The organism is Clostridium sp. UMB9555A (genome assembly GCF_030222355.1).
GTDB classification, from domain to species: domain Bacteria; phylum Bacillota; class Clostridia; order Clostridiales; family Clostridiaceae; genus Sarcina; species Sarcina perfringens.
The window spans coordinates 59871-81120 of record NZ_JASORQ010000001.1 but is presented as its reverse complement, the minus strand read 5'-3'; the positions used below and the strand labels follow the sequence as shown (position 1 = coordinate 81120).

21 protein-coding genes are annotated in these 21250 nt (G+C 29.5%); 1 reads left to right on the top strand and 20 read right to left on the bottom strand.

From position 1 onward, the window contains the following. Nucleotides 1-20 precede the first annotated feature (20 nt). From QP548_RS00360 to QP548_RS00310, 11 genes are all read right to left on the bottom strand, one after another. Entirely contained in the window at nt 21-1775 is a 1755-nt protein-coding gene (locus QP548_RS00360; RefSeq protein WP_061429056.1) for a S8 family peptidase, read from the bottom strand. Nucleotide 1776: 1 nt separating this feature from the next. Beyond that, nucleotides 1777-3597, bottom strand: a complete 1821-nt coding sequence (locus QP548_RS00355) for a S8 family peptidase (protein WP_075808089.1) — start codon at nt 3595-3597, stop codon at nt 1777-1779. A 306-nt stretch (nt 3598-3903) separates the two neighbouring features. Next, complete coding sequence (locus QP548_RS00350) at nt 3904-4809, bottom strand: reverse transcriptase family protein (RefSeq protein WP_061429058.1); 906 nt, start codon at nt 4807-4809, stop codon at nt 3904-3906. Beyond that, on the bottom strand, nt 4802-5092 hold the full coding sequence (locus QP548_RS00345) for a helix-turn-helix domain-containing protein (protein ID WP_236907304.1): 291 nt from the start codon (nt 5090-5092) through the stop codon (nt 4802-4804). The genes QP548_RS00350 and QP548_RS00345 overlap by 8 nt, the downstream gene beginning before the upstream one ends. 92 nt (nt 5093-5184) lie before the next feature. After that, nucleotides 5185-5385 carry a hypothetical protein gene (locus QP548_RS00340; RefSeq protein WP_061429059.1) on the bottom strand — a complete coding sequence of 67 codons (201 nt, stop codon included), beginning with the start codon at nt 5383-5385 and terminating at the stop codon, nt 5185-5187. An 861-nt stretch (nt 5386-6246) separates the two neighbouring features. Next, nucleotides 6247-7614 carry a 23S rRNA (uracil(1939)-C(5))-methyltransferase RlmD gene (gene rlmD, locus QP548_RS00335; protein WP_061429060.1) on the bottom strand — a complete coding sequence of 456 codons (1368 nt, stop codon included), beginning with the start codon at nt 7612-7614 and terminating at the stop codon, nt 6247-6249. Between the two features lie 27 nt (nt 7615-7641). Continuing rightward, on the bottom strand, nt 7642-8091 hold the full coding sequence (locus QP548_RS00330) for an RDD family protein (protein ID WP_061429061.1): 450 nt from the start codon (nt 8089-8091) through the stop codon (nt 7642-7644). Between the two features lie 186 nt (nt 8092-8277). Further along, nucleotides 8278-10185: a selenocysteine-specific translation elongation factor gene (gene selB / locus QP548_RS00325; RefSeq protein WP_061429062.1), complete on the bottom strand. Its 1908-nt coding sequence runs from the start codon at nt 10183-10185 to the stop codon at nt 8278-8280. Further along, a complete protein-coding gene (gene selA, locus QP548_RS00320) occupies nt 10186-11574 on the bottom strand; it encodes an L-seryl-tRNA(Sec) selenium transferase (RefSeq protein WP_061429063.1) in 1389 nt (462 codons plus the stop codon). Nucleotides 11575-11590: 16 nt separating this feature from the next. Beyond that, on the bottom strand, nt 11591-12622 hold the full coding sequence (selD, locus tag QP548_RS00315) for a selenide, water dikinase SelD (RefSeq protein ID WP_081109965.1): 1032 nt from the start codon (nt 12620-12622) through the stop codon (nt 11591-11593). Nucleotides 12623-12666: 44 nt separating this feature from the next. Next, a complete protein-coding gene (locus QP548_RS00310) occupies nt 12667-13431 on the bottom strand; it encodes a ComEA family DNA-binding protein (RefSeq protein ID WP_061429065.1) in 765 nt (254 codons plus the stop codon). A gap of 195 nt (nt 13432-13626) precedes the next feature. On the opposite strand from QP548_RS00310, the gene QP548_RS00305 reads away from it, so the two are divergent. After that, nucleotides 13627-14961, top strand: a complete 1335-nt coding sequence (locus QP548_RS00305; protein ID WP_061429066.1) for a D-alanyl-D-alanine carboxypeptidase family protein — start codon at nt 13627-13629, stop codon at nt 14959-14961. Nucleotides 14962-14993: 32 nt separating this feature from the next. Here the strand turns inward: QP548_RS00305 and QP548_RS00300 are convergent, their stop codons facing one another. The 9 genes from QP548_RS00300 to rplU form a co-directional block, all read right to left on the bottom strand. Next, on the bottom strand, nt 14994-15890 hold the full coding sequence (locus tag QP548_RS00300; RefSeq protein ID WP_061429067.1) for an RluA family pseudouridine synthase: 897 nt from the start codon (nt 15888-15890) through the stop codon (nt 14994-14996). Further along, nucleotides 15887-17200: an LCP family protein gene (locus QP548_RS00295; RefSeq protein ID WP_061429068.1), complete on the bottom strand. Its 1314-nt coding sequence runs from the start codon at nt 17198-17200 to the stop codon at nt 15887-15889. Before QP548_RS00295 ends, QP548_RS00300 begins: the two co-directional genes overlap by 4 nt. 22 nt (nt 17201-17222) lie before the next feature. Beyond that, nucleotides 17223-17792, bottom strand: coding sequence for a bis(5'-nucleosyl)-tetraphosphatase (symmetrical) YqeK (gene yqeK, locus QP548_RS00290; RefSeq protein ID WP_003454731.1), 570 nt, complete (start codon nt 17790-17792; stop codon nt 17223-17225). A 2-nt stretch (nt 17793-17794) separates the two neighbouring features. Further along, complete coding sequence (gene nadD, locus QP548_RS00285) at nt 17795-18403, bottom strand: nicotinate-nucleotide adenylyltransferase (RefSeq protein WP_003453701.1); 609 nt, start codon at nt 18401-18403, stop codon at nt 17795-17797. 1 nt (nt 18404) lies between these two features. Then, nucleotides 18405-18707 carry a ribosome assembly RNA-binding protein YhbY gene (yhbY, locus tag QP548_RS00280; protein WP_003453740.1) on the bottom strand — a complete coding sequence of 101 codons (303 nt, stop codon included), beginning with the start codon at nt 18705-18707 and terminating at the stop codon, nt 18405-18407. Between the two features lie 17 nt (nt 18708-18724). Then, entirely contained in the window at nt 18725-20011 is a 1287-nt protein-coding gene (gene obgE, locus QP548_RS00275) for a GTPase ObgE (protein WP_003454769.1), read from the bottom strand. A 166-nt stretch (nt 20012-20177) separates the two neighbouring features. After that, on the bottom strand, nt 20178-20480 hold the full coding sequence (gene rpmA / locus QP548_RS00270; protein WP_003454907.1) for a 50S ribosomal protein L27: 303 nt from the start codon (nt 20478-20480) through the stop codon (nt 20178-20180). Nucleotides 20481-20483: 3 nt separating this feature from the next. Beyond that, a complete protein-coding gene (locus QP548_RS00265; protein ID WP_011592937.1) occupies nt 20484-20855 on the bottom strand; it encodes a ribosomal-processing cysteine protease Prp in 372 nt (123 codons plus the stop codon). A gap of 9 nt (nt 20856-20864) precedes the next feature. Continuing rightward, nucleotides 20865-21176 (bottom strand): 50S ribosomal protein L21, encoded by a 312-nt coding sequence (rplU, locus tag QP548_RS00260; protein ID WP_003452389.1) that lies wholly within the window; start codon nt 21174-21176, stop codon nt 20865-20867. Nucleotides 21177-21250: the final 74 nt, after the last annotated feature.

Below are 21250 nucleotides of genomic sequence, written 5' to 3'. Positions count from 1 at the left end.
ATTTTATATAATAAGGTAAATTAATTAGTAAGATTAAACATATTAAATATATCAACTATTCCATATCCCCACTCTGGATTTGGATAGATATCCCCTTTTCTCTTTCTTGTACCTCTTGCAATAAAAGCTTTTAAAGTTTGAGAGAACATATAGGGATAATTTCCTTCAACAATTCCCCATTGAAAAAGTAAAACACAAATTCCAGCTACTATAGCTGCTGCAACACTTGTACCATTTGCTAAAGTTGTCTTATTATCTGGTGCAACAGTAAGTGCATCTACCCCACCTGCAGCCACATCTATTATATCAATATAATTATCCTGAAATCCTCTCCCTGAATAATTTAACTGTGTATTATTTAATTGATTGTATGCAGCTACTGTTATTACAGAAGCACTAGTCCCTGGGACAGTTACTGTTCCATATGGGTCAGAAGGTATCATTCTAGTTGCTTCTTTACTTACCCCCCTTGGAGGTAACCAAATATCATATCTTCCTTCTATTTCTTTTAATCCTCTAAATTTAAAACTCCATGTTCCAGGCTGAACATTATCTAATATAACTAATATCAAAGCATCTTCATATATTTCTTCAGGTACATAATAACTTACTAACACCGTAGTACGCTCAATTGTAAAATCATATCTATCTCCTTTTCCAAAGAAAGGTTGAATTGTTCCTGTAGTTCCCCCAGTTGGAGAAACTATTTCTATGGAAGCAATACTAGGTATTTGTATCCAAATTTCAATAATAATTTTTTTTTGATTTTCATCTATATTAAATTCATGAGTAGTTACTTGCCCATCAGGTTTTATAGTTCCTGATCCATGTAATAATGCAGTCCCTTCATTTCCAGCACCAGTAACTACAGCAATTCCTCTACTTATTAAAATAGAATCCAAAAATTCTTCTAAAATACTTGTTCCTTTATGACTTCCTCTATTAGTCCCAAGGGGTAAATATATAATCATACTTTGAGATCCATTTAAAAAGTATGAATATAAATACTGTATTCCTGTAAATACCTCAGTAATATTGTAAAGAGGTATATCTACTTCATACTCTTTTTTATAATAAAGTGACTGTGCAAGCTTTACAACTAAGAACTTACAATCTGGTGCCACGCCCTTTAAACTAGGATTTTTACCTGAGGATCCGATTATTCCTGCCATTGATGTTCCATGACCTACTTCATCTCTGGATGGAACTATTGTATACGGATCGCCTCCTTCTCTACTCAGTCTTATTGCTCTATTTATATCTTCTTCTGAATAAAAAGTTCCATAAGGCAAATTATCATTACTTGAACTCTCACTTGAAATTGTCTGATCCCATATTCCTAAAATTCTTGTATTCCCATTTGAATCCATAAACTCCTCATTCAAGTAATCTATTCCAGTATCTAAAATCCCAACAATAACACCTCTGCCTGTTAGATTAAAGTATGATTGTATTTGAACATATTCAATATTTGCTGCCTCTAAAGGGCTTATTTCCTGAAGTACATATCCTTCTGGATTCTTTATATAAGTAATTGTATCAATCTCTACATCTCTTCCATTTTCTTTTTTATATTTAATCATAGATATATCATTTTCATATTCCTGCAAGTTTTTATCAATAGTTATTATGGCATATCTATTATTAATTAAGGTTGCAAATATTCCTTCTTTATCACTAAACTCTCCTATAATATCACCTTGATATTGAACTAAATAATTTATATAGTTTTCATTATTAAATACATTTTCTGGAGCTGAAGACTTAAATTCCATTCTATTCTCCTCCATAATAAAAATCAGAAGGCACGCTAACTAACATCCTTCCACAATAGTACTCAGTATAATCTTCATGAACCTGAGAACTTCTATAAGGTGCTAAAGGAACCGCTATTATATTTTTAAATATCTCATATAAATCTAAATACCCATATCCAGTAGATTCATTAGGATATGTTTGCCCTGGAATTCTAGTAGCACCATATATTAAATAGCTTCTTAACTTACTAGAATTCATTGTTCTATCATTTCCATTTATAATTCCCCATTGAAATAATAAAGAACATACCCCTACAATTATTGCAGTTGCTGGAGAACTCCCTGACATTCTTCCAACTCTGTCTCCAGGAAACATTGTCAAAATATCCTTTCCCGCAGTAGTTATATCTGGATTTATCCATCCATTAATATTAAAACCTTTTCCAGACTCCGCTAACAAAGATTGAGTTTGACTATTATAATAAGCTACACTTATTATATATCTAGCAGTAGATGGAACCATAAGAGTATTTAATGGATTAGGTCTAAGAAACTTTGTATTTTCAGGCAATAAAGAACTTGGAGCTAACCATACATCATATCTTCCATTGGTTATATAATCTCCTCTTAATTCAAAAGTCCATATTCCAGGCTTAATATCTTTAAAATCTATATAAATAAGTTCATTTCCTGTAAAGGTATCAGGAACATAATAGTTAATATTAACACTGGTATCCGTTAATATAAATTTAAATGATCTCTCTAGAGAAATTTTAGCATCTATGAATGAAGATTCTTCTCCACTAGGAGATTTTATATTTAAGGATACTATATTAGGTCTTTGAATCCAAAAAGCTAAGTTAAAATTTTTTATTTCTCTCGGTATTGATAATTCAACTTTTTCAACACTATTTTCTAGTTCTATAACTCCAGATGCATGCCCTTGTGAGCTCCCCTCATTTCCAACTCCAGCAACTACAGCAACTCCTCTTATTGAAGCAATTGTAGTTAAATATCTAGAAAAAAGTCCCCTTCCATCATGACTTGCTTCAGTGCATCCTATTGCTAAACAAATTACTAGTGGTCTCTTAAGACTAAAGGCATAATTTTTAAGATATTCTATTCCAGCTATAATTTCAGCTTCATTATAAACTGGAACATCCTCTATTCCATTTTCTCTAAAGGCTTTTTCATAACTAAGAGAAGTTAATAATTTTACAATAGCAAAATCACAATTAGGTGCAATACCTTTAATATTCCTATTATATCCACGGGCTCCTATTATGCTAGCTAGTTTAGTTCCATGTCCTATCTCATCTCTACTATCAACAATATCATATGGCTCTCCTCCATCTGCCTTACTTTTAATAGCATTATTTATGTCTTCATTAGTAAATATGGACCCTACATAAACTGAATCATTAGGTTTTTTAGTACTCTTTTGGTCCCAAATAGTAAGTATTCTAGAGGTATCATCTTCTCTCATAAATTCCTTATTAAGATAATCTATTCCAGTATCAACTATTCCAACTATAACTCCGCTTCCATCAAGTCCTAAATAAGGATTATTCACAACTGTGGATATATTATCCGTTTCTTGTGGAGATACCTCCTGTAAAACATAAGGTACTCTTGTCTGTATATAAAGAATTGATGGAACATCCTTCCTTAATTGTTTTAAATACTGTGGTGGTGTTGAAACAACACCTAAGGTATCAGTAATTGAATCTCCACATGCATAAGGAATTTTTTCTAACTCTTCTTTTAAGTTTCCTCTATATTCAACTAAATAATCTGGAGAATCTTCACTTAAAAAGTTTGGACATTGTACTGATTCTATGGCTCCTCACCTCTTAAAACTAACTCTTATTTTAATTTACTCTATAATTTAAATAATGTTACAGATAATTCCTTTCTCTTATATTTTCAATTAATTTTCTATAAAAAATTACCGATAACTAGCTTATATATAAGCTAGTTATCGGTAATTCATCAAACCATTCTAACTATACTTTTAATGTAGTATTTCTTGTTTAACTTTAAAATTATATCTAACATTGTATATTCATTATAAATTCGTATCTTAACGCTAAATTCATTACATCAATCTTTTAAAATATATACTATCAAAAGTATAATAGAAAACTTAATTTAAATTTGAAACATAGTTATTTATTTGAGGAAATATACTTTTTTCTATCATTTTAGCTGCAGTTATTCTCCCTTTTAAACTTTGTAGTTTTATATTGGAATCTTTTCGATATTTTATTCCTTTAAAATCTTTAATTATATTATATCTAAGCCTATTGGATACAGCTAAACTATTATTAGATTTAAGAGTAACTCCTGTTATTAATTTATCCTCATCTTTAGAATAATATTTAAACTTATTAGATTTTAATCTATGCCCATATTTTCTTAAAATAATATCAATTTGTCTTTTTAAAGATTGTACATTGATAGGATTAATACTTGAAAATGTCATATCATCTACATATAAAGAAAACTTGCATCCATATTTATGTGAAATAGTATTTATTTCATTAAACATATCTTCATATGAATAATAAGCTATTAATTGACTAGTTGAAGCTCCTGTAGGTATACGTTTATTGTAAGTTACTATATCAGTAATAGCACCAGCAACATCACTTGATACTTTAAATTTATTTACTAATGATAAATAAACTCTCTCTCTAGAACAATTATCATAAAATTTTTTAATATCTGCAGTTATTACATACTTTGATTTTATATGATATTGAGCATTGTTAATATAACATTTATTTTTCTCTCCAGATATTAACCATTCAGGCCTTTGAATTTTAGATAATAATATTTGAAGTTTCTTCTGTACTTTTTTTAATTTGAAATTAGGAATATTAATTTCTCTAAAATCACCATCATCTTTAGGAATTTTTCCACTTTTGTACTTATTCCAAAATTTCAATTTATTTAATTCATATTTTTCTAATCCTAGTATTTTTTCTAATCTTCTTTTATTTTTTAATTTATAAAGTGGACTTTGGCATATATCATACTTTTTAATCATCATCATCTCCATGTAAAGCTGCTAAATAATTCATAAGTCTTACCATTACTTTATTTATATTAAGATTATTCTTCAAATCTTCATTGTAATTCTCTGACATTGCAATTATTGATGATACTTTTATTTGAAAAATCTTTGAGTATTTTTCTAATAAGTCTAACGTAGGTTTCTTTTTATTATTTTCAATTTCAGATAAATAGCTAGGAGATATATCTAAGAGTCTACTCATTTCTTTTGCTTTATATCCATATATCATTCTAATTTTCCTTAAAACTTCACCCAATAAAACAATCTCCTTTCTATCTAATGATAATATATATATTATGTACTAACGTACTTAAATTCAAAATTAGACAGATTTCTATGAATAAAGAGTTACTTAAGACCTCTAATCTTAATATATAGATCAACAATTACTTTCACAACTTCAAGTATCTTAATAGAATACTTGAAAATTTGCTTTGAATGTTTCTTAAAAAAAACTCTTAAAAAGGTTACTTTCTTATTTCTTCCTTTTTTCATAGAAACCGCCTTACAAGAACAATGATTTTTAGTATTTTTTTTCTTTTTTTTCATTATATACTCCTTTCAACTACTTTACTTATTTTTTCTATAAAGCAGTCTCCCGCGAAAAGAGAAGGTACATGTAAGGCACAAAAATCTGTCTAATAAAATTGCCGCCAGGCACAAAGCTCCCGCTTGTGACTGGCCTTTGCTTGGTTAGCTATTATTCTACTCTTATGCTTGTGTGTATATGCTATCCCAACACGAAAAAATTAGAGCATTATTCTTGCTCCACAAGTGAATATACATCCACTCCAAATTAGGGGAAAAACCTTGTTAATATAAATTAACATCATTGTAGTTTTATACTATAACATATTTTTTCATTTGTCAATATAAATTCACAAATAGCGAATTTAATTTTATAATATATAATTTTCAACATATAAATAATTAAAGCTTAGTTCTATCATCCAATTAACTCTATTAATTTATATAATTTGTTTCTTTCAACTCCAATAATATTTGCAAACAATATAAAATATCCTTCTATATTTAACACTCTTAAGCTTAGTATATACTCCTGTAATAAAACTTTCTTTATCTCTTGATATTCAAAATCGCTATAGTCATAATATCAAGAATCTATATATTTATGCTTCCTAATATCAAGATGAGATTTCATCCATAAATCTAATATAAATATCTGCTATGAACATATAATAAATTCCTAATTTACATTTATAAGTTAATTAAATAATAAAGAAAATATTTGAACTCATTACACTTATCAACAAAATGGACATTTATTAATATGCAAATAATAAAATAATATTGTTCACTCATTTGGTAATAATAGCAAAAAATTTACCACCAAAAATCTGATTTTGGTGGTAAATTAATAAAAAATAGTATTTCTAAACTTTAAAATAACTATAAATCCCTATATTCCTTTATTAGTTTAACAACTGTCTCTACGTGAGGAGTGTTAGGGAACATATCCATAAGTAAAGTTTTTTCTATTTCATATCCCTTAGCTTCTAAAACTTTTAAGTCAGTTACTAGAGTTTTTGGATTACATGAAACATATATTATTTGTGGAGCATTAAATTTTATAACGTAGTCTAATGCCTTTGGATGTACCCCACTTCTTGGTGGATCTAAAATTATTATATCTGGTTTATCCTTAACTGTTTTTATAACTTCAGCTACATCTCCAGCTATAAAGTTACAATTATTTAATCCATTTAATTTTGCATTCTCATTAGCTGCCATAGCTGCCTCTTCTATAAGTTCAATTCCAATAACCTTAGAAGCTTTTCCCGCTGCTATTTGACCTATTGTTCCTGTTCCGCAATAAAGATCAAATACTACCTTATTGTCAGCAGCTCCCATAAAATCTCTCACTATACTATATAGCTTTTCAGCTCCTAGTGAGTTTGTTTGGAAGAATGAGAATGGAGATATTTTAAAGTTTAATCCTAAAAGATTTTCTGTTATAAAATCATCACCATATAGAATGTTTACTTTCTCTGGTATAACAGCCTCTGATAAAGCATCACTTTCTGTATGTATTATTGATTTTAATTTTCCTTTTAAGTTTAATCCTTTTATAAGCTCAGTAAACTCTGTTAAATCAAAATCTATTTGAGTTGTAGTAACTAAATTCACAAGAATTTCTTCTGTCTTAACACTTTTTCTTACTACTAGGTATCTTAAATACCCTGTTCTAGGCATTATTTTATAGAAAGGTAATCCTTTTTCTCTGAAATATTTAACTGTTGTATCTAGTATGTTTCTAAAATCTTCATCAACTAATACACACTTATCAACATTTACTATTCCAAAAGATTTTCCCTTCATATGCATTCCAAGGGTAAGTTCTCCACCTTTTTCTTCGTCTCCAAAAGTGTATTCCATCTTATTTCTATATTCCCATTGAATCGGACTAGTTTCTATACCTAAAAACTCTCCTGTTGGAACTTCAGCCTCTTTAAATAAATCTTTAACTTGTTCAACCTTAAGCTCTAATTGTTTCTCATAAGGAATTGTTTGAGAAGAACATCCTCCACATACTCCAAAGTGTGGACACTTTTGGTCTTCCTCATAACTAGCTTTTTCTCTTACTTCAGAAACTCTAATTTCTGCATACTCTTTTCTTTTCTTAGTTACTCTACCAAAGACTTTTTGTCCTGGGAAAGTATTTTTAGCATAAACTTTTAATCCATCTACAAAGCCGAATCCTTTAGCAGGGAACTCTATTCCCTCTACTAATAATTCTATTTCATTACCTTTTCTCATTAGTTGTCTCCCTTACTAATAAATTATTTATTTTCTAAAAACTTTTTCACCTAATGTTAATTTGAACTTTCTACCTTCCATTATAGCTCTGTAAAGTATGTTCATAATAACAAATATTACAAAATAAAAAGGAATTCTTCCTTCTAAAGATATCTTATAGCCAAAAGGTCTCATTAGCAAATCTACTATAAAGAAGGCTGCTAAAGATAGTAATAATACTACTGTTTGATCTATAATTCCTTCTAATATTCTTTTAAAGAAAGAAGTCTCTTTCTCACCTTTTTTACCAATATCTTTTTTGTCTTTATCTTGTTTATTCATAAATTCCTCATCAATAGCCATAGTATTAGTATCTAATGATATACTCTCTAATACCGCTGCTTCTTTTTCATATGAGTCCATTTTCTCATTTGTTACTGATGTTTCATCACTTTTTAAAGCATTTTCTTGCTCTTTAGTGAATTTGTTATCGTCCATAATATCCTCCTAAAAGCATTAAATATTATTCTGAAATACATTAATTAAATATACTATATTTATTATCTTATGTAAATCAAATCTATTTAATTATAGTGTATTATTATGGCAAAACTATTACATTTTAATTATGAATATAAGAAAGAGAAGCTTATAAGACCAAACTTCCCTTTTAGAACTCTCTATTTAATTTAAAACTCTCTTATCTTCTACTCTTTTAGTTATTTCTTCATTGTCTAAATACTCTAAAATTGCTACTAAATACTTTCTGGAAACGCCTAAAAGCTCCTTAGTTTCTCCTAAAGTAACCGAGCCATTTCTATTTAGCCATTCTATTATTTTATCTTTAACACTTTGTAATACCTCTTTGTGCATTACAACATCTTCTGGAAGTTTAATTAAAGTTCCCTCTTCAATTAAAAGATTATATATTTTTATATATTCCTTTTCTAACTTTTTATCTTCTATGATGTCTTTTATCTTTGGAGAAACTATTCCACTTCCTAAATAAGATTTTAATATTTTTTCCCTAATCCCCTTTTGAGCTTTTGTTAGTTTTATCTCAAAATCCTTTAGTGAAATTATATTAATCCCTTCCTTTATGATTTCTTTTTCCTTCATAAGTTCTAAGAAACTTTGGAATATTTTTTGCTTAATCTTATTTGAAAAACTTTTACTTCTAAGTTCTTCTTTATTCATTCCTACTTTTAATGGATTTTCTTCATGAAATCTTCTTAGAATTTCATAAATTTCTTCACTCTTTTTAGTGAAAAATTTATTATGAATAAATACTTTAGATTTACCATTATCTATTCCTATAATTTTCTTATCCTCACAAAGCTTTTCCAATATAAAATCTATATTTTCTATATTTCTTCCTAATCCTTTTATAACCTCTTGTGAATTTGGGAAGGTTTCACTTAAAGATAGTACTACATTTTCAACTATGTCCTCTATGCTTCCTTTTTCCATAAGCTTTAGTTCATTTAAATAATCCTCTTTAAACCTTTTAGCTTTTTTTGCTACGGGATTTATTATTTTACCTCCACCTAAGGTTGTCATAGGAGAATAATTTCTTATAACTAAGTTATCGCCTTTTTGAGCACATATTTCACTTTCTAGTCTTAACTGTATATATACCTCTTCACCAGGCTTTACCTCTTCTTTATCAAGTAGGACTATTCTTCCAAATATCTCTGATGTACCATGATATATTCTTACTCTCTGTCTATTAACTAAGTTTTTTTCATTAGACTTTAAGTATCTAAACTTACAATCTACCATGTAAGATGGCTCAATAGTATTAGCTGTACAAACAACCATTCCTCTAGTTACTTCCTCTTTAGTAACACCTGATAAGTTTAATGCACATCTTTGACCCGCTTCCCCTATTTCAACATTCTCATCATGAACTTGAACATTTCTAACTCTAGCTTCTATTCCACTTGGATTAATTTGAACTAAATCACCTAATTTTACACTTCCGCTTAATATAGTTCCTGTGGCTACTGTTCCAAATCCACTTACTGAAAAGCTTCTATCAACAGCTAGTCTAAAATGGCCTTCCTTGTCCTTTTGCTCTATTTCTTCTACTGCACTATCTATCTCAGTTATTAATTCATCAATTCCTTCTTTAGTTTTAGAAGAAACTTCTATCATGGTTGCATCTTTAAAACTAGTTGATTTTAAATAATTATTTATGTCTTCTTTTATCATTTCTGCCCATTCTTCATCAACTAAATCCCTTTTAGTTAAGGCTACTATACACTTTTTAACTTCTAAGAGTTCTAATATTTCTAAATGTTCCTTTGTTTGAGGCATTATTCCTTCATCTAGGGCAATAATTAGAAGAACTACATCTAATGATGTAGCTCCTGCTAACATATTTTTGATGAATTTTTCATGCCCTGGAACATCAATTATGCCTGCTCTTTTTCCTGAAGGCAAATCAAAAAAGGTAAACCCTAAGTTAATTGATATACCTCTTTTCTTCTCCTCATCAAGCTTATCAGTTTCCCTACCTGTTAAAGCCTTTATAAGAGTTGTTTTACCATGATCTATATGCCCTGATGTTCCTATAATCACATGTTTCATCTATTTTTCACCTATTTCCTTTAAAGCATTAAATATGACTTCATAATCATCTTCTAAGATTGTTCTAAGATCTATATAAACTGCCCCTTTATAAACTCTAGTTATTATAGGTATTTTATATTCTCTTATCTCTCTTTCTAAATTAACTTCATTTATGCTATCTGAATCTATTCTAAGTAAATAAGTACTTAATTTACTATCTGGCATTGAACCTCCACCAACTGTTGATTCACCTTCTTCTATAGAAAATTTATAGAACTTATTTAAACCTTCTAAATTCTTATAAAGTCTATTAGCTCTTTCTTTTATTTCCTTTAAATCTAAAGTCATCATATGAAGAGTTGGTATTTTTTCAATTGCCTCTTTTTCATTTAAATAATGTTTTAAAGTAATTTCTAAAGCAGCTAAAGTAAATTTATCAACTCTTAGAGCTCTAGTTAATTGATTCCTTTTTATTTTATCTATGAATTTCTTTTTACCTACAATAATCCCAGCCTGTGCTCCACCAAGCATCTTATCTCCAGAGAATGTTACAACATCTACTCCAGATTCTAAACTTTCTATTACTGTAGGCTCTTTTTCTAATCCATATTTACTTAAATCAATTAAAACACCACTTCCAATGTCCTCTATTACAGGTATATCCTTTTCCTTTGCTAAGTTACATATCTCATTAGCACTTACACTCTTAGTAAAACCTACTATTTTAAAGTTTGAGCTATGAACTTTTAAAAAGGCTCCAGTTTCTTCTGTTATGGCATCCTCATAATCATATAAATGTGTTCTATTAGTTGTTCCCACGTCTACAAGCTTAGCTCTTGAAAAATTCATAACTTCTGGAATTCTAAAAGAGCCCCCTATTTCTACAAGTTCTCCTCTAGAAACTATTACCTCTTTATTTTCACAAAGAGAATTTAATACAAGCATTATGGCTGCCGCATTATTATTTACCACTAAGGCTGCCTCAGCTCCTGTAATATCTTTTATGATACCTTCTATAAGGGAGTATCTAGATCCTCTTTCTCCCTTTTCTAAATCATACTCTAGATTGCTATAGCTTGAAGCGGCTAAAGCAACTGCTTCAGTGGCCTCTTTACTTAACAAAGATCTTCCTAAGTTAGTATGAATAACAACACCTGTTCCATTAATAACCCTTTTTAAATTTCTTTCTCTTTTTTTAAGTAATCTATGCTCACATTTACTCTTAGCTTCTTCCTTAGTTAAGGCATAATCTACCTCTTCATTTAGAATAGCTTTCCTATTTTCATTGATTATATCTCTTAAAGCACTTACAACTGTTTCTCTCCCATTTTCATTTAAAAAGTCATCATTAAAAATACCAAGTATTTCATCTATCTTAGGCAAAGCTCTAAGAAGTTCTTTTGTCATGTTATCCTCCTAAAAATTACTCTACTACTATATATGCATCATTGAAGTCTTCAACACGTCCTATAACAGAACTTTCTACCTCTAACTTTTCTAAGCTAGTCAGTATGTCTATGTAATCTTTCTCTTTACAACTGATTAATAATCCACCTGATGTTTGAGGGTCAAATAATATATCTTCCATCCAACTTTCAACATTATTTAGAAGATATTTTCCTTCTAAGTATCTTTTATTCTCATAACACCCAGCTGGTATTAAGCCCATACTAGCATATTCTTTAGCTTCTTTAATAAATGGAATTGCATCTTTAAAGATTCTAAAGGTTTTTTTAGATGGTTCTGCCATTTCATATGCATGCCCTATTAGTGAAAATCCTGTTATATCCGTACATGATGTTATATTATAGTCAGTTATTATTTCACCTGCATACTTATTTAAATATGCCATTACTTTTACTGCTTTTTCATAAGCTTCCTTAGAAGCTATCTTAGCCTTAATAGCTGTATTTATTATTCCAAGACCAATTGGCTTAGTTAATATTAAAATATCACCTGTCTCTGATCCATAGTTTTTAAGAACTTTATCTGGGTGAACAATTCCTGTAACAGATAAACCATATTTAGGTTCATCATCTTGAACGGTATGTCCTCCAACTATTACAGCTCCAGCCTCTAATACCTTATCTGCTCCCCCTCTTAATATTTCACCTAATATATTCATATTTAGACAATTAGGAAAACAAACTATATTTAATGCCACTATAGGCTTTCCTCCCATGGCATAAACATCACTTAAGGAGTTTGCTGCAGCTATCTGTCCAAAGGTATATGGGTCATCTACTATTGGAGTAAAGAAATCTAATGTTTGTATTGTTGCCATTTCATCATTTAATTTATATACTGCCGCATCATCAGATGTATCTATTCCAACAATTAAATTCTTATCATTCATCTTTGGTAATTTACTTAAAATTTCTGAAAGAGCCCCCGGCCCTATTTTGGCTGCTCAGCCAGAAGTCTTTGATAGCTCTGTTAATCTTTTTTCTATCATAAAACTCCACCTCTTTTCTAAATAATAATATTCATTATATCATATTACTTTATAGAAATTTTATCTTTTATCTTCTCTAAAGTTTTTTCTCCTATACCACTTACATTTGTAATATCATCAACACTTTTAAATCCACCGATTTCATCTCTATAATCTATTATGGCCTGTGCCTTACTTTCTCCTATTCCATTTAAGGTCATAAGTGTTTCTTTAGAGGCAGTATTTATATTTATAACTGAACTTTCATTTTTCTCACCTTTGTCACCTGATGAATTAGTAGGAATACTATTAGTAACTTCAGCATTTAAACTTTCATTTAAATTTACCTCTTCACTTTCAACATCATTTATATTTTTAATTACTATACATTGCCCATCACTTAAATATAAAGCTCTATTTATATTACTTAAATCCGCTTCATTAGTCGGTCCCCCAGCTTCCTCTATAAGTTCATAAATTCTACTTCCATTTTTCAATTCATAGACATTAGGCTTTTTTACCTCGCCCTTAATCTCTACAACTATTTTTTCTTCACCTAAGTTAGTTTCTTTTTCTTCTTTTTCACTTTCTATATCACTATCTTTTTCTTCTTTAATATTATTACTCTCTTCTTTCTTCGAATCTGATTCTTTTTCATTGAAATCTTCTAATTCATTATTGTCTTCTGATTCCTCTCTGTCTAAAAATAGTTTTTCCATATCACTATCACTTATTTTTCTATCATTTGTCTTTGAGTAACCAATAAATAAAAATAAAATAGCTATTACAGCAATTATTAAACTACCTATAATTTTTTCTTTTCTCTTCATGAACCCTCCATATTATATAAATTCTTAGAAATTTATTAAAAAATAAAGTTTCAAATCAATAAATTCTCATATTTCTTTAACATTATTGACAATTTCTCCATTTTTGAGTACCAAATTAATACAAATTTATAGAAAATATACTCTATTATTATTATAATAATTATTGCAATTAAAATTAAAAATTTTGGAGGCTCTATGAGTATAAAGTTTAAGAATTTAAAAATAAGACTTAATTTTATAATATCTATGGCTTTTATCTTCTCTTTAATTTTAAGTACTAATGTTTTTGCTGAAAGTAATGTACCGGAAATTAAAGGTGAAGGAATGGTTCTTATGGATGGAACTACTGGAGAAGTGTTAGCTGAAAAAAATGCTAATGAAAAACTTGCTCCTGCATCTACTACTAAAACTATGACAGCTTTACTTACAGTAGAAAAAGCTAACTTAAATGATGTTGTTACTATAGGAAAGAATCCTCCTTTAGCTGAAGGAACCCGTGTTGGTCTTCAAGAAGGAGATAAATATACAGTAGAAGAATTGCTTAATGCATTATTAATACAATCAGCTAATGATGCTGCTGTAGCTTTAGCTGAACATATTTCTGGCTCTGAAGAAAAGTTTGCAAAGCTTATGAATGAGCGTGCAGAAGAATTAGGAGCTAAAAATACTCACTTTGTTAATGCTAGTGGACTTTTTGAAGAAGATCATATGACTACCCCTTATGATCTAGCTCTAATAATGAATGCTGCTTCAAAAAATCCATTAATCGCTGAAATTACAGAAAAAACTGCTTATGAAATGCCTAAAAGCGTTGTAAGTGGAGAACCTATATGGGCAAATAATAATAATCAACTTATTCACCAAACAAGCCCATATTATAATAAAGATATTTTTTGTAACAAAACAGGATATACAACTAAATCAAGACATACATTTACTTGTGCAGCAAAAAAAGGAGATAGAAAATTAATCCTTACTCTATTAGGTTACGACACTAAGGATCAATACTATGAAGATACAAAAAATCTTTTAGACTATGGTTTTAATAATTTTTCTTTAGTTAAATTATATTCTAAAGATGATGTTGTAAAAGAATATTACATTGATGATAAAAATACTTTATCTTTAGTAGTTCCTGAAGATATTTATAAAACATTTAAGAACTCTGAAATAGAGAACTTATCTACAGATGAAATAAAGAAAAATTTAAACATAGACTTTTCGGTAAAAGCAAATAAACCTATATCTAGGGGTACTGACATATTAAAAGATACTGATTCTTTTACTGGAACACTTATGATTGGAAATACTCCTTATAAAACCTTAAATCTTTTAAACAGTAATGATATAACTTATACAAGTTTTGAAAAACTTATGTTTAAATTAAAGAGTTTTAGTGGATTTTACATAGCTTTAGGTGTTATAGGTTTAATATTTTTAATAATCTTAATACTATTTATGATTAGACTTATATCAACTATAAAAAGAATAAGAAATAGAAAAAAACGTAATTCATATTTTTATAATTAAAAAAACAAGTAGTTTTAAGCCAATGCTTAAAACTACTTGTTTTTTAATTTATTTATTAACTCTTTCATATCCTCTGGAAGATCTGCCCTTAAACTTAAAGGTTCCTTGGTCTTTGGACTATAAAAATCTAATCCATAAGCATGAAGTGCCTGTCTTGATATAAACTCTTCATCCTCTGTTCCATATAAAGAGTCTCCAAATATAGGATGACCTAAACTGCTTAGATGCACTCTTATCTGATGTGTTCTTCCTGTTTCTAGTAGACATTCAACTAAATCAGCACCATTATAACTTTCTATAACCTTGTAGTGAGTTATGCTCTCTTGCCCTCTTTCATCTACAACTCTTTTTATAGTATCCTCTGCTGGTCTATAAATTGGTCTATTGATAGTTCCTTCTTTTTCTTCTAAATTTCCATGAACTATAGCTAAATATCTTTTTTGAAATTTATCAGTTTTCATTTCATTAGATAAAACCATGTGAGCATATTGATTTTTACCTATGATTATAAGCCCTGAAGTATTCATATCTAATCTACTAACTAGTCTAACTATACAATCTTGATTACTTTCTTTAAAGTAATATAATATACCATTAGCTAAAGTTCCATTAGGATGGCTTCTTGTAGGATGTACAACCATAAAAGGCTTCTTATTTAAAACTAATATGTCACTATCCTCATAAACTATTTCTAAATCCATTTTTTCTGGATCAATATTTTGAGATTCCTTTTTCGAAAGCTCAATTTTTATCTCTTCCCCAGTTTTAACAACATAGTTCATCTTTACTGCAACACCATCTACCTTAATTCTCTTGTCTATGGCTGCACTTCTTATTAATCTTGAAGATAATCCTAACTCTTCTTTTAAAAACTCTCTTATTTTTCTTTTATCATACTCTTTAGTTATTTTACTTTCTAAAATACTCATTTCATCTCTCCGAAATTTTTAAAGTCTTTTCCTAGTAATATTACTACATCATAGTTTCCATTTCCATCATACTTAGATGAAATGCCCTTTTTAATATTATCTATCTTTAAATCATTTTCCATAAAAGCTCTAGAACTTTCATCCTTTATCAAAATCTCTGATTTTTCTCTTGGATCTCCATTTCCAACATCAACTTTATCATATCCGTTTTCATTTAATTGTTTTTGTACATTTGCAGCTAAGCCATTTATTTTTGTACAATTTAAAACTTTTATGGATAAATCTCCTCTAGCAGCACTAGGAATAACATTTTTTCTTCCACTTAAATTACTACTGTTTAATTGACTTCTTAATTCTTTAGTAGCCTTTTCATCAGGAATATAATAAGAAACATTTCCAACATATTTACCTTCTCCAGGTAAAGTCATCATTTTTATATTATTCTTATCAGTCTCTAATCCTTTAAGTCCATATGCAACAGTAACATCTAAAGGAATATTAGTTTCTATATTTTTATTTAAAATCTCTGCTATACTATCTATCTTTGTTATGGTAGATACTGATAAAACCTTATCTATTACAGCATTTATAAACTTTTGTTGATTTTTTATTCTATCAACATCTCCATTAGCTAATCCTGTACCATCATTATTTTTTCTCCATCTAAAAAACTCTTCAGCTTTTTTACCATCTAGGTGTACAGTTTCCCCCTTGTTGAAATGTATGTGTAAATCCTGCCCTGGATCGTCATAGTTCATATCCTGTTCTATATACATGTCAATTCCACCAATGGCATCTATTATGCCTCTAAAGCCTTCATAATCAACTTTAACAACATAATCAACCTTAACCCCTAATATATTTCCAACAAGCTGTTTAACAAGCTTTTCTCCCCCAATTGGGTAAGCAGCATTTATCTTTTGAGGCTTTCCTCCAATTTTTACTCTAGTATCTCTAGGTATAGATATTAACTTAGCCTCTTTTGTTATAGGATCAAAGTTTGCTAAAATTATAGTATCTGTTCTCTTAGCATCTTTATTTGATACATCACTTGTATCACCAATATCCATTCCTAATAAGAGTACATTAATTGGCTCTTCAACCTTTATTACATCCTGTTTTACGTCTTTAACTATATTAAAAACTTCCCCTAAAAAACTGCCATATTTAAAATAAAAATATCCAAAAATACTTATAAAAAAAATAAGAATAAAAGCTAAAGCACCTAAAATTATTCTTTTTACCAAGCTTTTTTTATTGATATTTTTCTTATCTTGTCTTTTTTCAAATCTATTTTCTTCATTCCCCATATAACCCTCTCCAATTATTTGATTATTTTTCTTGCATTATTAAGAAATTTCTTGCTTCTATAGTTAAGGGATGTATTAAATTGCCTTGTTTTATTACAAATAAAATTGTATTTTCTAAGCCTTTTAATACTCCTTTATCTAAATCTTCTCTTGTTATTTCTCTTAATTCTTCAACACCTGGGAAATCTCTACCTGGCTCAATATAGTCAGCTATATATATTATTTTTTCTAGAGTACTCATATCTTTTTTGGCTAAAGTATGATATTTTACAGCATCTAAAACCATTTCATCCTCTATTCCAAACTTTTCTTTAGCTACTATGGCACCAACAAATCCATGTAAAACTTGAGGTGATTTTAAGGTTATTTCATCTAGTTCATAACCATGCTCTTCTAATATTTTTACTTGTTCATCTACAGGAATATATTTTGCTACATCATGAATTAATGCAGCTAATTCTGCCTTTTGTATATCTTCGCCATTTATTTTAGCAAGTTCTTTAGCAGTTTCAACAACCCCTAAAGTATGTGAGTATCTACTTCCCTTAATAGTCTCTTTAACATAATTATTTATTTCCTCTAATGACCACATAGTTACTCTCTCCTATACAAATTATATTTATCTATTATATCCACTACACCTGGCGGTAAAAAGAATTTAACTTCTAGAGAATCATGAACTCTTTCTCTTATAAGAGTAGAACTTATCTCTATATTAAGTAAATCTAAATATACTATATTAGTACAATATTCTCTATCAAACTCTTCTTTCCTCTTTAATAAATCATTTTTATCAAATCCAGGTCTATTAAAAACCACTAAATTACTAAATTTAAAAATTTCATTTATATTTTTCCATGAATTTAGGTTTATAAGACAATCTGCTCCGGTTATGAAATAGAGCTCTACTTCTTTAAAACTTTCATGTAAATATCTTAAAGTTTCATAAGTAAAGCTCAATCCTTTTTTCTCTATTTCATAGTTATTTATGGAAAAAAAGCTATATGGCTCTATAGCTTTTTTAACCATTTCATATCTAATTATTTCATCAGTTATATCTTTCCACTTCTTATGAGGTGGATTGCCTGCTGGCATGAATATAACTTCATCTAGTTCTAATATTTTATAGGCTTCATAAGCTATATAAATATGGCCTATGTGTATCGGGTCAAAAGTTCCACCAAATACTCCTATTTTTTTCATATTACTTCCCTTTTTTAGGTAATTCTATCTTAGGATTATTTTTTGATGCTCTGTAAAGAACTATTTTGTTTCCTATAGATTGAACCCCTTCACATCCTAATCTTTCACAGATGAAATTTGAAGCTTCTCTTGTCTCTAATCCACTATTTTCAAGAACATTTATTTTTAAAATCTCTCTTGCTTCTAAAGCATCATCAACTTGCTTTAAAAAGTTATCTTCTATTCCGTTTTTACCTATTTGAAATATAGGAGTTAATTTAGCACCTAATCCTCTTAAATATGCTCTTTGTTTTGTTGTTATCATTATTTATCCTCCATTAATTATAGTAAGTATTCAAACTCAAAGTCATTTAATCTTACCATATCTCCATCTTCTATTCCCATTTCTCTTAATTCATGGAATATTCCTTTATTATTAAGAACCTTATGGAAATATCTTAATGAATCAGGATCATTTACATTAACAGCTAATAATAATCTGTCTACAAATGAACCTTCTACTACATAAACCTTTAATCCATCTTCTTCTATTGGATTTATAGTATATGTAAACTTCTTATCCTCTGGAATGAATCTTTCATCTTCTGGGATTTCTAAGTCAGTAACAGGAATATCTTTAAGCATTCTAGCTGCTTCTTTTATTACTTCCTCTACTCCTTGTGAAGTAGCTGCTGACATTTTAAATACCTTATCAAATCCCATTTTATTAACTTCAGCTTTGAAGTTTTCAAAAATTTCTTCATCAAATAACATATCGCATTTATTTGCTACTACTATTTGAGGTCTATCCCAAAGTTTAACACTGTAGTTCTTTAATTCTTCGTTGATTCTCTTGAAGTCTTCAACTGCGTCTCTTCCTTCAACTCCTGAAATATCAACAACATGTATTAAAAGTCTTGTTCTTTCTATATGTCTTAAGAAGTCTAATCCAAGACCTACACCCTCTGAAGCTCCTTCTATAATACCTGGTACGTCTGCCATAACAAATGGCTCTATTCCTGGTACAGCAACAACTCCTAAATTAGGTTTTAAAGTTGTGAAGTGATAGTTAGCTATCTTTGGTTTAGCCTTAGTTACCACTGAAAGTAATGTTGATTTACCAACGTTAGGGAATCCTAAAAGTCCTACGTCTGCTAATAGTTTTAATTCTAAAGCAACCCATCTTTCTTCCCCTGGCATTCCTGGCTCAGCAAAAGTTGGCGCCTGTCTTGTAGGTGTACAGAACTTACAATTTCCCTTACCACCTTTTCCTCCTCTACAGATTGTATATGTATCATCTCTATGAGAAAGGTCTGCCATTACCTTATTAGTTTCAACATCTCTTATTATAGTTCCCATTGGAACCTTTATTGTTAAATTTTCACCATCTCTTCCGTAACATTTAGAACCTTGACCGTCTTGTCCTCTGCCTGCTACGAATTTTCTCTTATATTTGAAATCTAAAAGAGTTGTCATTCCTGGATCTACTACAAAAGTAACATCTCCACCTTTTCCACCATCTCCACCATCTGGTCCACCAAGTGGAACGTATTTTTCTCTTCTAAAAGAAACAGAACCATGACCACCATCTCCAGATTTCACAAATATCTTGGCCGTATCTATAAACATGTTTTCTCACCTTGCTTTCTCTATAAAATGTTCCTTTTTAGTATATTATAACCTTACTTTAATATAAAAACACAGCTTTTTTAATGCTATGTTCTCATATGGTTAATTTTTTTATTATTAATCAAAAAGCACCCTAAGTAAGGGTGCTTTTATAAAACTAAATATATTATTCAGCTATAACTTCTTCTACGTTTACTGGGTAAACAGAAGCTTTTTTCTTGTCTCTTCCAAGTCTTTCGTATTTAACAACACCATCGATCTTAGCGAATAAAGTATCGTCTCCACCTTTACCTACGTTAGCACCTGGATGAATCTTTGTTCCTCTTTGTCTTACTAAGATGTTTCCAGCAAGAACGAATTGTCCATCTGCACATTTAACACCAAGTCTTTTAGCTTCAGAATCTCTACCGTTCTTTGAGCTACCAACCCCTTTTTTATGTGCAAATAATTGAAGGTTCATTTTTAACATAGTCTACACCTCCTCTTTTATTATCTCTATATATTTACAACGCGTTTTCTTTCCTAAACTGCTATCCAGCCCTAGGACTAGACTCGCTAAGCTCATTTCAAAAGTTTTAAGTAAAACTTGAGCTTCAACTATTTCTTCATGGGTAAATCCATTTAGATCTAGTTTTAAATATCCATCACTCATTTCATAGTTTACATTAAGTTTTAAAACCTCATCTAAACCAATGATTGCACTTTGAGATAATACTGATACGGAATTACATATCATATCGTACGCCTCTCCAGCTAGAATAGCATCTCTGCATTCCATTGCGTGTCCTTTAATAGTGAAGGAAATTATGTTATCTTCTTTTGATTGAAATTTAACTCTAATCATATCAGAAAATTAAGCTTCGATCTTTTCGATAACGATCTTAGTGTAAGGTTGTCTGTGACCATTTTTTCTTCTGTAGTCTTTCTTTCTTTTGTATTTGAATACAACAACTTTCTTAGCTTTTCCTTGAGCTAATACTTTTGCTACAACCTTAGCACCCTCAACTACTGGTGCACCAACTTTGATTTCTCCGTCTTTAGCGACTGCAAGAACTTCTGTTAATTCAACTGTTGAGTCAACTTCAGCGTTAAGTTTTTCAACGAATAATACGTCTCCTTCTTGAACTCTGTATTGTTTTCCTCCTGTAGTTAATACTGCGTACATTAAAACACCTCCTCATAACGGTCTCGCCACTTAAGGTAAACTAATTAAAGTTATTTTTAAAACCTATTCGTGAG

What these genes read in the sequence shown, in the direction of transcription:
- QP548_RS00360 (WP_061429056.1), bottom strand. Translation starts at nt 1,775, where the DNA reads ATGGAATTTAAGTCTTCAGCTCCAGAAAATGTATTTAATAATGAAAAC.
- QP548_RS00350 (WP_061429058.1), bottom strand. Translation starts at nt 4,809, where the DNA reads ATGATTAAAAAGTATGATATATGCCAAAGTCCACTTTATAAATTAAAA.
- QP548_RS00340 (WP_061429059.1), bottom strand. Translation starts at nt 5,385, where the DNA reads ATGAAAAAAAAGAAAAAAAATACTAAAAATCATTGTTCTTGTAAGGCG.
- rlmD (WP_061429060.1), bottom strand. Translation starts at nt 7,614, where the DNA reads ATGAGAAAAGGTAATGAAATAGAATTATTAGTAGAGGGAATAGAGTTC.
- QP548_RS00330 (WP_061429061.1), bottom strand. Translation starts at nt 8,091, where the DNA reads ATGGACGATAACAAATTCACTAAAGAGCAAGAAAATGCTTTAAAAAGT.
- selB (WP_061429062.1), bottom strand. Translation starts at nt 10,185, where the DNA reads ATGAAACATGTGATTATAGGAACATCAGGGCATATAGATCATGGTAAA.
- selA (WP_061429063.1), bottom strand. Translation starts at nt 11,574, where the DNA reads ATGACAAAAGAACTTCTTAGAGCTTTGCCTAAGATAGATGAAATACTT.
- QP548_RS00310 (WP_061429065.1), bottom strand. Translation starts at nt 13,431, where the DNA reads ATGAAGAGAAAAGAAAAAATTATAGGTAGTTTAATAATTGCTGTAATA.
- QP548_RS00305 (WP_061429066.1), top strand. Translation starts at nt 13,627, where the DNA reads ATGAGTATAAAGTTTAAGAATTTAAAAATAAGACTTAATTTTATAATA.
- QP548_RS00300 (WP_061429067.1), bottom strand. Translation starts at nt 15,890, where the DNA reads ATGAGTATTTTAGAAAGTAAAATAACTAAAGAGTATGATAAAAGAAAA.
- QP548_RS00295 (WP_061429068.1), bottom strand. Translation starts at nt 17,200, where the DNA reads ATGGGGAATGAAGAAAATAGATTTGAAAAAAGACAAGATAAGAAAAAT.
- yqeK (WP_003454731.1), bottom strand. Translation starts at nt 17,792, where the DNA reads ATGTGGTCATTAGAGGAAATAAATAATTATGTTAAAGAGACTATTAAG.
- nadD (WP_003453701.1), bottom strand. Translation starts at nt 18,403, where the DNA reads ATGAAAAAAATAGGAGTATTTGGTGGAACTTTTGACCCGATACACATA.
- yhbY (WP_003453740.1), bottom strand. Translation starts at nt 18,707, where the DNA reads ATGATAACAACAAAACAAAGAGCATATTTAAGAGGATTAGGTGCTAAA.
- obgE (WP_003454769.1), bottom strand. Translation starts at nt 20,011, where the DNA reads ATGTTTATAGATACGGCCAAGATATTTGTGAAATCTGGAGATGGTGGT.
- rpmA (WP_003454907.1), bottom strand. Translation starts at nt 20,480, where the DNA reads ATGTTAAAAATGAACCTTCAATTATTTGCACATAAAAAAGGGGTTGGT.
- QP548_RS00265 (WP_011592937.1), bottom strand. Translation starts at nt 20,855, where the DNA reads ATGATTAGAGTTAAATTTCAATCAAAAGAAGATAACATAATTTCCTTC.
- rplU (WP_003452389.1), bottom strand. Translation starts at nt 21,176, where the DNA reads ATGTACGCAGTATTAACTACAGGAGGAAAACAATACAGAGTTCAAGAA.